Raw genomic sequence first — 14,022 nt, 5'->3', positions numbered from 1 at the left:
CCCGGACTCCTTCCCGGCCGCCCGCCCCCCCGGGACACCCCCTCCGGACCACCCCCGGACGCCCTTCGCGGGAACGCTGCGTAGCGGCGCGGGCCCGGCGCCCCCGCGCGGACAAGGCCCGCCCCGACACCGACTACACAGCGTCCCCACCAGCCGGTGCGACCACGAACCGGTCCGGTATTCCAGGGCGGGAACCGGGAGTTGGAACGGTGCTAGCGTGGAGGTACCACCCGCGAACCCCCCTGTGGACGCACCACTGCGCCGAGCCGGTGAGCACCGTGACGGAACAACTGAGCGGAGCGAGAAGCACCGAGGGGGACCTGGTCCGGCTGGGCCGGTTAGCCGCCGCGACCGAAGGCCGCCCCGAGGTCGTCATCGGACTGATCGACGGCCCGGTGGCCTCCGGGCACCCCGCCCTCGCCGCGGACCGGATCCGCGCGATCGGCCCCGCCACCCCCGCCCCGGCCCCCGGCGCGGCGGCCTCCCACGGCACCTTCGTCGCCGGACTGCTGCACGCGCGCCGCGACACACCGGCCCCCGGGATCTGCCCCGGCTGCACCCTGCTGGTCCGCCCGATCTTCACCGACACCGCCGGGACCGAGGACGCCGGCCCCTCCACCACGGCACAGGAACTGGCCGACGCGATCATCGAGTGCGTGTGCGGCGGCGCGCTGCTGCTCAACATCAGCGCCGCACTGGTCGGCCTGGCACCGGCCGGCGAGCGCCGCCTCGGCGAGGCACTGGACTTCGCCCGCGACCGCGAGGTCGTCGTCCTCGCCGCGGCCGGCAACCGCGGCCTGGTCGGCGGATCCGCGCTGACCAGGCACACCTGGGCGATCCCGGTGGTCGCCTACGGCGGCGACGCGCTCCTCATGCCCGGCTCCGACCTGGCGGCCTCCACCGGACGGCGCGGACTCGGCGCACCCGGCCGGGACATCACCGGCCTCGCCCCGGGAGGAGGCTGCACCCGGGCGAGCGGCACGAGCGCGGCCAGCCCCTTCGTCACCGGCGCCGCCGCACTCCTGTGGTCGCTGGTCCCGCACGCCCGCGGGGCGGCCGTCCGCTCCGCGCTGCTGCGCGCGGTCGCCTGGCCGCGCCGCGGCGTGGTCCCGCCGCTGCTGGACGCCTGGCGCGCCTACGCCCTGCTCAGCCGCGAAGCGTGACGGAAGGCGACCGCGACGCAAGGAACACGACCGCGACGGAAGGCGAGGACAGGGCCGCCAGGGGCGACAGAGCCGACAAGACGACAGAGCCGACAGGGCCGACAAGACGACAGGGCCGCCAGGACGACAGGGCCGGCAGGGCGACACGGACCGACAACAGGACGCAGAGCGACAGGGAAAGGCGACGGTGACAGCGATGGCCAAGCAACAGCGGGCACAGCGCCCGCCGGTCCGGGTCCGCCTGCCCGGATTCGTCTCCGACGAGGACATCGGCCTGGGCGACGCCGTCAGACGCGCGACCTCCACCGTGGGCATCAGGCCCTGCGGAGGCTGCCTGCGGCGGGCCGAGGCACTCAATCGCCGCATGGTCTTCTCCGGCCGCCGCGATTGACGGGATCCCACGAGCACGCACCACAGCGGGAACGCGGAGGGTGACCATGGAAGAGCCCAGAGAAGACCAGGAAAGCCTGCAGGTCCTGCCGAGTGACGACCCGACCGCCACCCCGGCCCAGGTCCAGACACAAGCCCGGAGCCAGGTCCCGGCGCCGGACCCGTACCCGCCCCCGGCACCCCCGGCCCGGGACCGGACCCCGGTGGCGCCGGCCCATGACCCGGCCCCCGCCCAGGCCCTGCCGGGCCCGCCGGCCGCGGCCAACCACGTCTACGCCCTCGGCCGGATCGAACCCCGCTTCCCGAGCCTGGGCGTCGAGAAGGAGTGGGCCCAGCTGGCCGGACGCTCGAAGGCCGCCGGGCTGACGGACCGCGAGGCCGTCCGCAGCCTCCTCGCCCTCCGCGAGAACCGCTACCTGGCCCGGGAGATGTGCTGGGTCTTCACGGTGGAGGGACTGGAGACCTACCTCCTGCGCCCCCGCGACCCCGCCGACTTCAAACTGCTGATCAAGTCCCTCAGGCCGGCCGACCGCCTCACCGACGCCGATGTCGACGTGGTCATCGGCACCCTCGGCCCGGTCGCACCGCCGGAGATGTGCAACGGGCTGACCCTGCCGATCTGCCTCTTCGACCAGCTCTACTGCTTCGACGCCGACTCCCTCATCAGGTCGATCCCCCCGGCCTCGGGCGTCGACGCCGACCAGTTCGAACCGGTGGCCAAGGACCTGTTCCTACACGTCGTGCAGCTGGCCGACAACGCCGGTGCGACGGACGAGCACCGGGCGCTCAACTACCTGTCGGTGCGCTACCCGGCGATCTACCACGTCACCGCCCGGCGGCTGGCCGAGAACGCCCCGCTGAGCGCGGTGGAGGTCGACGCCTCCCGGCTGGGCGCCGGCCGCCGCCTGGTGGACGTCATCCTCGCCTACCGCGACCGGACCACCGACGTGGTCGACAAGTACTACGTCCGGGTCGACGTGACCGAGAAGTACCCGTTCCTGGTCAGCAAGCTCGCACCCTACGTCACTAGATGATGCACCGAATCAGGAAGGATCGGTGACGACACATGTCACGGCAACCCGCACTGCCGGGCTTCACCGGAGAGAACGCACTCACGCCCGCCAGGGGGCGCTACGGCCTCGGCCGCCGGCCGATCGGGTGCGCGGTGCCCCTGAGCGTCCTGCCGCAGCTGGCCCCCCACGGAGGCCTGCCCGGATCGTGCATCCCGAACTGCCTGTGCGTCACGGCCGAGGGCTGTCCGTGCTGCGGCTCGGTGCCGCCCGAGATCGTCAAGTCCACGGTCAGGCGATGATCATGAACGCCCCGAAGTTCACTGCCGAGGCCGCACTGCCGCGGCCACCCGTCTCCTACGCCCCCGCGCCGGCCGCAGACCGGCCCACCACCCAGGAGGTGACCCCCGCCGCCCACGGCGTCGAGGTGTCCACCGGCCACTGCGGCTGCCTGTTCGACGACTGGTTCGGCTCCAGCTGCATCTGCATCGAGTACTGGTGACCGCCACCCGGCCCCGGTACCCGGCCCCCGGGACGGGCCGGCGCCGCCGCACGGCGGCACCGGCCCGTCCGCCCGCGCCCACCGCACGGGGCTGGCCCGCACCGTGACGGGCCGAAGCCGGGCGTGCCGGAGCGGGACGCGTCAAGGCGGGGTGTGCCGAACCGTCGGGGAAGGTGCGCAGGATCGGTGATCATCAGCGGTCACATGATCCGCTATATTCGCCCGGCGACCCTCCCACACCGGCCGCACGCCACGCCGCACTCCCACGCCGCGCCACCCGAGGAATCATCCCGTGCCCCACCGCGCCGACGACGCAGCCACCGCCCCAGCCACCGCCCCCGCACCAGCACCCGCCGACCCCTTCGCACCCCCCGCCCCCGGCACCCACCCGCAGCGCCCCGCGGCCCAGCGCCCGCCCCAGCACTGGAGCCGCCTGGGCATCGCCGCGTTCGTCCTCGGCCTGCTCGGCTTCCTCGCCCCCCTGTGGCTGGTCTCCGGCACCCTCGCCCTCGTCGCGCTGCGCCGTATCTCGCGCCTGCGCCAGCGCGGGGTCGGCCTGGCGATCGCCGGACTCCTGCTCTCCTTCCTGTGGCTCGTGGTGACCGCCGTCGTGGCCGGGCTCGTCCTGTTCGTCGTCCACGAGCTCAAGTCCGGCCCGGAGCGCGGCGCCGACGGCCGTCCCGTGCAGGCCGGCCGGGCCGGCCCCTGGTACCTGCGCCAGGGCGACTGCCTCGCCGACGACCTCAGCTTCCTGGAGGAGGAGCCGGGCCACTACGACCTCGTCCCCTGCGGGCAGCCGCACCGCACGGAGATCTACGCGGTGGTCCGCATCCCGGGCGGCTTCGCCTACCCCGGCGAGGCCGCCGTCAACGAGGCCGCCGAGCGGCTGTGCGCGGCCCGGGACACCGAGGCGTCCCCGAGCGGTCCGGCTCCGTCGCGCCCCGCCGTGAGCGGCTACAACTACCCGCAGGTCGTCGGCTGGTGGCTGGGCGGCGACCACGACGCCCTGTGCTACCGCACCGCGGCCGACCCCTGGTCGGGCCCGCTGCACCCGGCCCCCGCGGGCTGACCGGGCCGCCGGCCCCCGCGCCGGTCCTCGCGCCGGATCCGGGGCGAGGGCGTCAGGAGGCGCCGGCGGAGGCCTTGTCCTCCAGGTCCTCCAGGTCCGCCAGGTTCTCCAGGTCCTCCAGCTTCTTCAGCGTGCACAGGACGCCGACGAGCACGTGGAGGGGAGTGGAGATCCCCCTGATGTGGTCGAGGAGTTCGCGCAGTTCGGCGACGGCCCCCCGGGTGTCGCCGGCCTCGTGGCGGGTGTGGGCGAGGTCGTGCCGGGTGATCAGGGTGTCCGGGTGGTCCGGTCCGCGCACGCGGCGGATGTCGTGCAGCAGGTCCTGGTAGGCGGCGACGGTCGAGTGCGGCGGGGTCGGGAGCCGGGCCCGCAGGCCGATGGCCTTGTGGCGGGTGGCCAGGGTCAGCGGGTGGTCGCCGCCGAGGGTGTCCAGGCGGTGGACGAGGAGTTCGTCGAGTGCGGTGCTCGCGGCCGGGAGGTCGCCGGCGAGCAGGGCGAGTTCGCTGCGGGTGTCGAGGAGGTCGGGGTGTCCGGGGCCCAGCGCGCGGGACTGGGCCTCGTGCAGCGCCTCGAACGCTGCGACGGCCTCCTCGGGGGTGCCCAGGCGGCGCGTGTGGTGGGCGATGTTCGCAAGGGTGGTCAGGACGTGGGGGTGGTCGCGGCCCAGCACACGGACCTCGTCCGCCAGGAGCTCCAGGTTGAGGTCGAGCGCCTCGTACTCGTCCTCCGCCCAACTGGCAAGGAGGTTGCGGGTCGTGAACACCTGGGGGTCGTCCGCTCCCACGGCTGCCAGCTGCTCGGGGAGGAGCTCCTCCAGCAGGCGGAAGGCCTCGTACTCGTCCCCGGACTCGCCCAGGCAGCGGGCGTGGTTCTGGCGCGCGACCAGGGTGTCGGGGTGGTCCGGGCCGAGCACCCGGATCCGGTCCGGCAGGAGCCCGGCGAAGTCGCGCGCCGCGCCGGCCGGGTCCCCGGCCTGGCCGCGCCAGAACGCCCGGGCGGCACGGGCGCTCAGGGTGAACGGGTCGTCCGGGCCGTAGTGGCGTTCAGCCGCCGACCGGAGGCCCTCGAAGTGGCGGACGGCCGCGGCGGCCTGCCCGAGCTCGCCGAGGCTCTGGCCCGCCAGGAGAAGGAAGTCGGGCTCGTAGTCGGGATCCCAGAGCTCGTCCTGGGCGGCGGCGGACTGCAGCAGGACCGCACTCGACAGCAGGATCGCGGCGAGGTCGAGGTCGCACCCCTGCTCCGGCCAGGCGTGGAAGAGGGCGCCGCCGGCTGCGCGCGCCAGCCAGCCGCGCCACTGCGGAGGGACGGTGTCGTAGGCGGCGCGCTGGGTGAGCGCGTGCACGGCGATCAGGTCGCCGCCGTCCTCACCGGGCGTACCGGTGGGGAGTCGCCGGGGGGAGAGGTTCACGAGGCTGAGCCGGTTCAGGGTGCGCAGGGCGGTCCGGACGGCACCGTCGTCGACCATCCGGCTGGAGGCGTCCGGGCCGCCGCGGGCCACGGTGAGGTAGGACTGCGCGCGCCAGGACGTGAAGATGCCGGCGGGCACCCCGGACGGGTCCAGGAGGCTGAGGAACTGGAGGACCGGCGTGGCCAGGCCGCCCGTGCGCCGGTCCGCGTGCTCCAGGGACAGCCCGAGGACCGCGTCGAGGGTCGCCTCCTGGTCGTCGGGGAGGGCGCCGGGCTCGGGGGCCAGTTCGGACAGCGGGCGGCGCTCCCCGAGGAGTTGCCGGTACCGGGCGGCCGTCATGCCGGTGTCGGCGAGGTCGGTGACGAAGGACGCGGCCTGCGCCAGGGCGAGCGGGAGGTGCCCGAGCTCGTCGGCCAGGGCCGCGAGTTCCGCGGGAGGCTGCGGCATGCCGTGCGTCTCGAAGCGGCGGACGAGGTACGCCGCGGACTGCTCCGGGTCGAACGGGCCCACCTCGACCAGGCGGCGGGTGGAGGTGCGCAGCGCGGGGACGCGGCTGCGGGTCGTGACGACGACCTGCCCGTTGCCGCGCTCCGGCGGCCACAGGCCGCGCATGTCGGCCGGGTCGCGGAGGTCGTCCAGGACGATCAGCCATCGCCGGCCGGTCGTGTTCAGCCAGGCCAGGAACGCCTCGGGATCCGCGGGGCCGGCCGGATCGGTGTCCACGGTGGCCCGCGCCGCGGCCCGGTACGCCTTGAGGATCTCCTGGCTGCTGGTGGCGTTCACCCACACCACCAGGTCCAGGGCGCCCTCCCGCAGCAGCCGGTGGGCGTGGCGGGCCGCGAGCTGGCTCTTGCCGACGCCGCCCATTCCCGTGAGCACGTGGCAGGCCGCTCCCGCCGATCCGTCCGCCCCGCCGGTGCCGGTGGCGGTGCTGCTGCGGATACCGGTGTCGGCGCCGGGGAAGCGCCGGAGGCCGCGCTCCTGGAAGGCGTCCGCGACCGCGGGCACCAGGCCGATCTGCAGCGGCTCCGCACGGTCGCGCGGCCGTACCGGCTCCGGCGGCCCCTGGACGTTCACGACCTGCCGGCGGATGTAGGTGATGTCGGAGCCGGTCAGCGCCGTCTCGATGCCGCCCCCGGCCGCCACCGCCCGTTCGCCCCCGGCCCGCACCTCCCCGGGGGCGGTCGTCGGCGGCGTCTCCTGCTCCGAGGGCTCGGGCGAGGGCTCGGGCGAGGGGCCGGACGAGGGCTTGGGCCGGGGCCGCAGCCACCGGATCACAGGGTGTTCCCGTCGCCGGTGACCGCCTCCGTGATGCTGCCGCCCGCCGCGATGGCCCCCTCGCCGCTGGCCTCGACCGACCCGGCGACGGGCGCGGCGGCCGGTCCGGCGGGGGCCGCGGGGGCGGGGGCGGGCGGGGAGGTGAAGCGGTTGTTGTTGCCGGTGACGACGCGCTGGATGCTGCCGCCGACGGCGACGGAGTTCCTGCCGGAGGCCTTCACCGAGGAGCCCCCGCCCGCCGGGCGGGCCAGGGCGTACGCGGCGATGGCGAGCCCGACGACACCGCCGACCGCCCCGATCACGCTGGCGGTGCGGTCGGCGGTGTCCAGATCCACCCAGATCGCCACCGCGCCGAGCCCCAGCGCCACCGCGCAGCTCACCCCCGCGCCCACCCACGCCACCACACGCCCGTGCTGCACTGCCGCCACCTCTCCACCAGCCCTTCCATCGGGGCGACTTCACCCCCGACGCCCTCTGCGAGGCCACCACGGTAGAGCACGACGCACCGCCGCCGCGCGTTCCCGACGTGGTGCGCGAACGGGGGTCAGGGCCGGTGCGGACGCAGCGCGGTGCCCGTGGGGCGGCAGCCGGGCCGCCCGGTCAGGGCTTCGGCGTAGCCGGCTGACGCCCCGTTCGTGGTGACCTGTCGGCTGGTGGGTGCCCTGGGGCAGGACAGGCACCGCTTCCTAGACTGGCGACAGACATCCACGAGCATCTACGAGCAGTCGAAGCCCGAGGGGCGAAGAGTGGCACTGGCGAAGAAGGGTTCCCGCCGCATCGTCGTCGACGGCGTCGAGTACCGCTGGCGAGTGAGCAGGAAACCGTGCTGCGACTACGACGGGATCACCTTGGGTTACATGGTGGAGGACGCGGCCTGTCCCGGAACGACGCTCGTCGTGGAGACCGGTCGGCCGGCCGTGCTCGAACCGGACACGCTGCCGGCCGAGGTCGTCCTGCCGCGCGAGGTCGCCGCAGGTATTCGGGCCGCGCGGTCGAACGGCTGGACGCCCGGCTCCAGCGGTTCGCCGCTCAAGCTGCGCCTTTCCGCTCTCTGACCGGGCCGTGCCGAAAGAGGACCGCTACGGCTCTTGTCGGGAATTCGTGGACGAGCTGCGGGCCGCCGTCGGTGCCTGAGGAGTCGCCTGCTTCGGGCACCGCGGGCTCTGCTGCGGGCCCCTGCCGGGTCGTGGGTCGGCAGGGGCCCGCGGTGCAGACGGCCGAGGAGAGCCGGGACCTCCTCGACGAGCGGCGTCCTGGCCGGCACCGCCTACCGTCTACCGCCTGCTGTCGGCCTGGTGGCCGGGTCCTACTTCAGGTGGCGGGTGAAGAACTGGGCCGCGGCGTCCGCCGCGAACTGCGGCACGCCGGTGTGCCCGCCCATATTGGCGTGCAGGGACTTCTCCTTGGAGCCGAAGGCGTCGAACAGGTCCAGGGCCGCCTGCCGGTCGTTGCCTTCGTCGTCCCACTGCAGCAGGACGTGCAGCGGAATGGTGACCTGGCGGGCCTCCTCGAAGATGGCGCGTGGCACGAAGCTCCCGGCGAAGAGTCCGGCGGCCACGATGCGCGGCTCGACCACCGCGAGGCGGACGCCGATGGAGATCACTCCCCCCGAGTACCCGACCGGGCCGCCGATCTCGGGCAACGACAGGAGGGCGTCAAGGGCGGCCTGCCATTCCGGGACCGCCCTTTCGACGAGCGGGAGGACGAGGGCGTCGATGATCTCGTCGCTGACCGGCTCGCCGGCTTCCATGGCCCGGCGCAGGTCGGCGCGGGCCTGCTCGGCGGCGGCCCACCGGGGCCGGTCACCGCTCCCGGGGAGCTCGATGGTGGCCGCGGCGAAACCGTCCGCCGCGGCGTGCCGGGCCCGTGCCACCAGCCGGGGGTACATCTTGCGCAGCCCGAGCGGGGGGTGGCCGAGCAGGATCAGCGGTGCCGGTGCGGATGCCGGTGCGGACGCGGGCGTCCACAGGATGCCGGGGATCTCGCCGAGGGTGAATTCGCGTTCGAGGACGCCGTCGTCGAGGCGCTGCTCGGAGGTGAATCGCATGGTCGTGCCTTTCGGGAGTGCTCGTGTAACGGCGCTCCCGGACGACCTATCGCCCGACCGTGGCCCCAGAGGGGAGCACCCATGTCGATACTGCGTTCACGGGTACCACCTCCTCGTTCTCTCGCACGGCCACCGAAAAGCTAGCAGTGGCCGCCGCGCCCCGACAAGCGGATTCCCGGCGCGGGCCCCGCGGCCGGATGCCACGGAGCCCGAGCGTCACATCGAGGGCTCTCCGAGGGCGGCGCGCAGCCAGTCGAGGGAGTCGGACGCGAGGACGGCGTCGGCCAGTTCGTTGGCGGACTTCGTGGTGAGCCGGCCGCGGCTGTTGTCGATCCACCGCTGGGCGTTCGCGTAGCCCTGCGCCCTGTACTCGACGCCCTGCAGCAGGCACTCCAGCTTGTCGGCGTCGCGGGCGCAGACCGCCTCCGGGGACTCCTTCGCCTCGTACTCCGCGACGAGCTCGCGGACGGCCGCCGCCAGCGCCTCGGGCATCCCGGCGACCTGGTCCGCCGTCACCGCCTCGGGGTCGGCGCAGGCCGCGTACTTCTTCCCCAGGTGGTTCACGTCGCCGGTGCGCGTCTCCTGGGAGTCGTGCCACACCGCGAGGTACGCGGCCCGCGCCGGATCGGCGCCTTCGAGCTTGGCGATGATCGAGGCGAGGAGCGCGGTGCGCCAGGAGTGCTCGGCCACCGATTCGGGGTCGCGCACACCGGCCATCCACCACCCCGTGCGCTTGGTCTGCTTGAGCGTCCCGGCTTCGAACAGGAACCTCGCCACCGCGGACAGGTCGTCGGTCACGGTCGGCTCCCTTCGGCGCGGATCGGTCGGAGCATCGCGATCAGCGGCGGGGCCTCGGGGTTCGGCCGGACCTCGTTGACGGCCTCGTACCCCCACGCCTCGTAGAGCGCCAGGACCTTGCCGTTGCCGGCGGCCGGGTTGACCATGAGCGTGACCTGCTCCTCGCCCGGCCAGCAGCTCGTCGTGGATGCGCCGGGCGGTGCCCGTACCGCGCCAGGGGGTGCGCACGCCGATCTCCTTCAGTGCGAGCGTGGGCCGCGCGGTCAGCTCCTCGGGTACGGGCTTGTCCATGCGGGTCCACCAGCGGTCCCCGGGCCCGATGGTGTTGCCGTAGGCGTAGCCGACGGCCTGACCGCGGTCGTGGCCGATGACGGCCTCGAAGCCGGGCTCGGAGCCGTGCCGGTCCAGGCGTTCCGCGAACACGGACGGGCCGTAGTTGGGCCGATGGAGCAGCGGCGCCCGGACGTCGCGGTACAGGTCGATCAGCGTCCGGCGCACCGGCGCCGTCAGCTGCAGGTGGTGGCGCGGCTCGATGTCGATCACCTGGTGGTCCTCCTGGTGCCGCAGGTGCACGGGTCTGGGGTCGCACGTGTTCCGGGAGCGGTCAGCGCAGGGAGCGCAGCATGACGGCGTACCGGGGGGAGTCGGCGAACGGCTGGCGGAAGCCGACCGGCCTGTACCCCCAGGACTCGTACAGTGCTTGCACCTTGGGGTGGTCGGGGTCGACCAGGAGGACCGCGAGGTCCTCGGGCCGGTCGGTGATCAGCTGTGAGTGCAGCCGTTCGGAGGTGCCGCTCTTGCGCCAGTTCGGGCGGACCATCAGCTCGGACACCCCGAAGGTGGCGGACGGTTCGGGAGCGGGATCGACGTGCTCGCGCCACCACTCCTGGCCGGTGGCGAGCGGCGCCCCGTAGGCGAAGCCGACGGGCTCGTCCGCGTCGTACGCCACCACGCAGGTGAAGCCCGGCAGGCTGGTCCAGTGGTCGACGAACCAGGGGAACCGCTGGGTGAACTCGTCGTCGCTCCGGTCCGCGTACGCGTCCGAGTGGACGTCGATCAGCAGTTGGCGCAATCCCTCGGGCAGCTCACCGTACTGGTAGCGGCGCAGGTCGATCACGGTCGGCTCCATTCGGTGCGGAAGCGGTCCGCCCACTCTCGCGCAGCGGGGGCGTTCGCCGAAAGGGTCAACAGGTCGCGGTGGAAGTCTCCGAGGAGAGTGCGCATGCGCCCCGGGATCGGCGCGCCGACCATCAGATCGAAGACCGTTGCCGCGGTCGCGGTGGCCAACTCGATCTCTCCCTGGTGGAGTTGGGCGATGGCGAGCCGGCCGGTGGCCAGCGCCCGGTTCCTGCGGAACTGGCTGGGCAGCATGGCGAGCGCCCGGTGGGAGGCGCCTTCGGCCTGCTCGGGGTCGCCGATCCGGTCACGGACGATCGCGGTCAGGGCGAACAGCTCGGCGGGTCCGTAGAACGCCACCCAGGACGGGCGGGCCTCGCCGCGGGCGCGGGCGAGCGCGTCCTCGGCGAGCCCGAGTGACCTGAGCGCCGCCTGGCGGTCGTTCAGGTTCGAGTGCCCGATGGCCGTACGGGCGTGCGCGAGCGAGGCGAACATGGGATCGCAGCGGGTGATGCCGGTCGCCTGGGCGGCGTTCGCCGCCGTGACGGCTTCGGCGTGCCGATTCTGCTGGTGGGCGAGAATCGCGATCGAGTTCCACGCCCGGAACTGGGCGGTGGCGTCCTGGGCGAGGCCGGCGAGCCGCATACAGGTGTCGAGGTGGCGCTGTGCGCGGTCGAGTTCGCGGGCGTCGATGCATGACCAGGCCGCCACCGCGGTGTAGTCGGCGGCGACGCCGAACAGTCGTCGGCGTACCCGCTCGGTGGCACTGCCGCCCCGCTGCACGGCGAGCACCTGTTCCGCCCTGGCCAGGGCGGTGCGTTCGAGGGCGGCGTGGCCGCCGCGGTGGTCGTCCAGGGCGTCGAGCGTTTCCAGGTCGGACCGCAGCCTCAGCACGTCGGACGCCCCGATGGTGGGTTGGGAACCGAGGGTCGGGAACGCGGCTGCGGCAGCCGCGGTCGGCCCAGAGGAGATGAAGGTCCGGCGCCGCACGTTTTCCTCCGGTGACGGGGCGGGACGCGGCACGCCCCGCGGAACGAAGCCGAGTTGTTCGGCCGTGCACTCGAATACTGCCGTTAGCGCGGCGCGTTGCTTCGCGTGGGGCCAGCGGGTCCTGCCGGTGATCCAATCCCGCACCGTGCGCTCGGTACAGCTCCCGTACCGGCCGCTGACGGTCTCGACGTACTGGTTCACACGATGGGCCAACTCGGCCTGACTGAGCGCGAGTTCGACCATCCGTCGACGGAGTTCACTATTGTCCCCCATGAGCGCAAAGTAGCGCTCCCGTTACTCTGGGCGCGAGTCGACCGGTAAAGGGGCGGTCAAAACTTCCGGTCGGCTGCGAGCAGGCGCCCGCGAAATCACCCTGCCCGTCCGGGGCGTGCGGCCGTTGACTGGAGCACAGCCGCCCGGAAGGCCGCCCACCCGGCCGTGGGGAAGGATCCGTGCGGCTGCCGCCGCCCGACCCCGGTACCCCCGCTCGACGGGGTCGGGCGGCCCCTGACCGTGCCGTCTGCAGGAGTTCCCGTGTGCCAGACCTCCACAGCCGTCGTCTACCTCTGTACCGACGACGATCCCACCGGGCGCCGGCTGTGTGCCGAGTGGTGCGAGGCCCGTGCCGTCGCCGAAGGGCTGGAGGTCGCCGAGGTCGTCACCGACGCGAACGTGCTGCTGCCGCCGGCCGAGCGCCCCGGCTGGCGGCGCGTCAACGAGCTGGTCGCCGCCGGATCCGTCTGCGTGGTCGTCACACTGAACCGCCGCATGGTCGCGGACGGCCCGAAGGCCTGGCGGCGGCTCGCCGCCGACCTCGACCGCCGGGGCGTCGCGCTGCTCACCCTGCGCCGGTCCGTCGGCGGGGCGGCAGCGGATGTCCAGGAACCGCACCCCGAATGGCACGCCCCTTGTCAGTAGGTGGGCCCTCCCTGTCCGGACGGCTGACGCGAGGGGAGCGGGGGGAGGGGGGCGGGCGCGGTGCGGGACGCGCGCGGATGTTTGAAGTGCCCTCAGCGGGCAGGCGACGGACAGCGCCGTTCCGTCCGCCGGCGCCCGGCGTCGAGGCCCCGGCTCTCCCCTCCCGGGGCCTCGACGCGTACCCGGATCCCGACCGCGACCGGAGGAGCCCCCATGCCGATCTGGACTGTCCTTCGCCCGCTGCTGGTGGCGGCCGCCGTGCCGGCCGCCGTCCTCGCCGTGGACCGGGTGCTGCTGCTGGCCGTCGGCCGGCTGTCGGCCGCCCGGCCCGCCGCCCGCCGGTGGCAGCTGCTGCGCCGCTGCCGGATTCCCGTGCTGGTGACGCTCGTTGCGGCGCTGCTGCTCGGCTGCGAGCCGGCCGCCGGCCTGGGCCCGGGCATCCGGCCGCCGGTGCGGCACGCGCTGCTGCTGGCGGTACTGGTCAGTGCGGGCTGGCTGGCCGCGCGGGCGGTCTCGCTGTTCATCGAGTCCGCGCTGACCAGGTACGCCGCCGGGCGGCGGGACCCGGGGCGGGTGCGCCGGGCCAGGACCCAGGCCGACCTGGTCGGCCGGATCTCGGACGTGGCGATCGCGGTGCTCACCCTGGCCGCCGCGCTGATGACCTTTCCGGCGGTCCGCGCGGTCGGCGCCAGCCTGCTGGCCTCGGCGGGCCTGCTCGGCCTGGTGGCGGGGGTCGCGGCGCAGTCCTCGCTGGCCAACCTGTTCGCCGGGATCCAGCTGGCGTTCGGCGACATGGTGCGGATCGGCGACGTCGTGGTGGTGGCAGGGGAGTGGGGCACGGTGGAGGAGATCACCCTCACCGCCGTGGTGATCGCCACCTGGGACCAGCGGCGGATCGTGATGCCGGTCTCCTACTTCGCGGGCAAGCCGTTCGAGAACTGGTCCCGGCGGGACCCGGGGATCACCGGCACCGTGCTGCTGCACCTCGACCACCGCACGCCCGTCGGGGAGTTGCGGGCCGAGTTCGAGAAGATGCTGGCGGGCGACGAGCGGTGGGACGGCGCCGGCCGGGCACTCCAGGTGGTCGACACCACCCCCAGCACCATCGTGGTCCGGGCCCTGATGACCGCGCCCGACGCCGAGCTCGCCTTCGAACTGCGCTGCGCGGTCCGCGAGCACCTGGTCGCCTTCCTGCGCGACCGGCACCCGTACGCGCTGCCGCGGGTCACCGTCGCCCGGGCCGAGGCGGCCGAGCAGGGCCGGGCCGCGGCCGAGACGGCGCAAGGGGAGTGGACCGCGGCAGGCGGCCTGCAAGGGCCACCTCCCTCGTAGC

Annotated in this window: 14 protein-coding genes and 1 pseudogene; 8 read left to right on the top strand and 7 right to left on the bottom strand. The window is 74.1% G+C overall.

The window, feature by feature from the left end; genetic code table 11:
• The first annotated feature begins 278 nt into the window (after positions 1–278).
• From ACFVVX_RS11430 to ACFVVX_RS11410, 5 genes are all read left to right on the top strand, one after another.
• A complete protein-coding gene (locus tag ACFVVX_RS11430) occupies positions 279–1,163 on the top strand; it encodes a S8 family serine peptidase (RefSeq protein ID WP_387944000.1) in 885 nt (294 codons plus the stop codon).
• A 196-nt stretch (positions 1,164–1,359) separates the two neighbouring features.
• A complete protein-coding gene (locus ACFVVX_RS11425; RefSeq protein WP_387943998.1) occupies positions 1,360–1,554 on the top strand; it encodes a hypothetical protein in 195 nt (64 codons plus the stop codon).
• Positions 1,555–1,600: 46 nt separating this feature from the next.
• A complete protein-coding gene (locus ACFVVX_RS11420) occupies positions 1,601–2,587 on the top strand; it encodes a hypothetical protein (protein WP_387943997.1) in 987 nt (328 codons plus the stop codon).
• A gap of 274 nt (positions 2,588–2,861) precedes the next feature.
• Entirely contained in the window at positions 2,862–3,065 is a 204-nt protein-coding gene (locus ACFVVX_RS11415) for a hypothetical protein (protein WP_387943995.1), read from the top strand.
• Between the two features lie 292 nt (positions 3,066–3,357).
• Positions 3,358–4,134, top strand: a complete 777-nt coding sequence (locus ACFVVX_RS11410) for a hypothetical protein (protein WP_387943993.1) — start codon at positions 3,358–3,360, stop codon at positions 4,132–4,134.
• A 52-nt stretch (positions 4,135–4,186) separates the two neighbouring features.
• Here ACFVVX_RS11410 and ACFVVX_RS11405 read toward each other — a convergent pair whose 3' ends face one another.
• Entirely contained in the window at positions 4,187–6,820 is a 2,634-nt protein-coding gene (locus tag ACFVVX_RS11405) for a tetratricopeptide repeat protein (protein WP_387943991.1), read from the bottom strand.
• A complete protein-coding gene (locus tag ACFVVX_RS11400) occupies positions 6,817–7,239 on the bottom strand; it encodes a hypothetical protein (protein WP_387943989.1) in 423 nt (140 codons plus the stop codon). Before ACFVVX_RS11400 ends, ACFVVX_RS11405 begins: the two co-directional genes overlap by 4 nt.
• Before the next feature lie 327 nt (positions 7,240–7,566).
• Here ACFVVX_RS11400 and ACFVVX_RS11395 point away from each other — a divergent pair, with 327 nt between their 5' ends.
• A complete protein-coding gene (locus ACFVVX_RS11395) occupies positions 7,567–7,875 on the top strand; it encodes a hypothetical protein (protein ID WP_387943987.1) in 309 nt (102 codons plus the stop codon).
• Between the two features lie 251 nt (positions 7,876–8,126).
• Here the strand turns inward: ACFVVX_RS11395 and ACFVVX_RS11390 are convergent, their stop codons facing one another.
• The 5 genes and pseudogenes from ACFVVX_RS11390 to ACFVVX_RS11370 form a co-directional block, all read right to left on the bottom strand.
• Positions 8,127–8,867, bottom strand: a complete 741-nt coding sequence (locus ACFVVX_RS11390) for an alpha/beta hydrolase (protein ID WP_387943985.1) — start codon at positions 8,865–8,867, stop codon at positions 8,127–8,129.
• A gap of 216 nt (positions 8,868–9,083) precedes the next feature.
• On the bottom strand, positions 9,084–9,665 hold the full coding sequence (locus ACFVVX_RS11385) for an HD family hydrolase (protein ID WP_387943983.1): 582 nt from the start codon (positions 9,663–9,665) through the stop codon (positions 9,084–9,086).
• A pseudogene (locus ACFVVX_RS11380) lies at positions 9,662–10,175 on the bottom strand (GNAT family N-acetyltransferase). The gene ACFVVX_RS11385 and the pseudogene ACFVVX_RS11380 overlap by 4 nt, the downstream one beginning before the upstream one ends.
• A 94-nt stretch (positions 10,176–10,269) precedes the next feature.
• Entirely contained in the window at positions 10,270–10,794 is a 525-nt protein-coding gene (locus ACFVVX_RS11375; protein WP_387943981.1) for a GNAT family N-acetyltransferase, read from the bottom strand.
• Positions 10,779–11,675 (bottom strand): hypothetical protein, encoded by an 897-nt coding sequence (locus tag ACFVVX_RS11370; protein WP_387943979.1) that lies wholly within the window; start codon positions 11,673–11,675, stop codon positions 10,779–10,781. Before ACFVVX_RS11370 ends, ACFVVX_RS11375 begins: the two co-directional genes overlap by 16 nt.
• A 630-nt stretch (positions 11,676–12,305) precedes the next feature.
• On the opposite strand from ACFVVX_RS11370, the gene ACFVVX_RS11365 reads away from it, so the two are divergent.
• Together ACFVVX_RS11365 and ACFVVX_RS11360 are read left to right on the top strand one after the other, a co-directional pair.
• Positions 12,306–12,689 (top strand): hypothetical protein, encoded by a 384-nt coding sequence (locus tag ACFVVX_RS11365; protein WP_387943977.1) that lies wholly within the window; start codon positions 12,306–12,308, stop codon positions 12,687–12,689.
• A 213-nt stretch (positions 12,690–12,902) separates the two neighbouring features.
• Positions 12,903–14,021: a mechanosensitive ion channel family protein gene (locus ACFVVX_RS11360; protein WP_387943975.1), complete on the top strand. Its 1,119-nt coding sequence runs from the start codon at positions 12,903–12,905 to the stop codon at positions 14,019–14,021.
• The last annotated feature ends 1 nt before the right edge of the window (position 14,022 follow it).

This window comes from Kitasatospora sp. NPDC058170 (assembly GCF_042883905.1).
Classification (GTDB): Bacteria; Actinomycetota; Actinomycetes; order Streptomycetales; family Streptomycetaceae; genus Kitasatospora.
The sequence above is the reverse complement of the archived record's forward strand: the minus strand, read 5'-3'. Positions and strand labels throughout refer to the sequence as shown.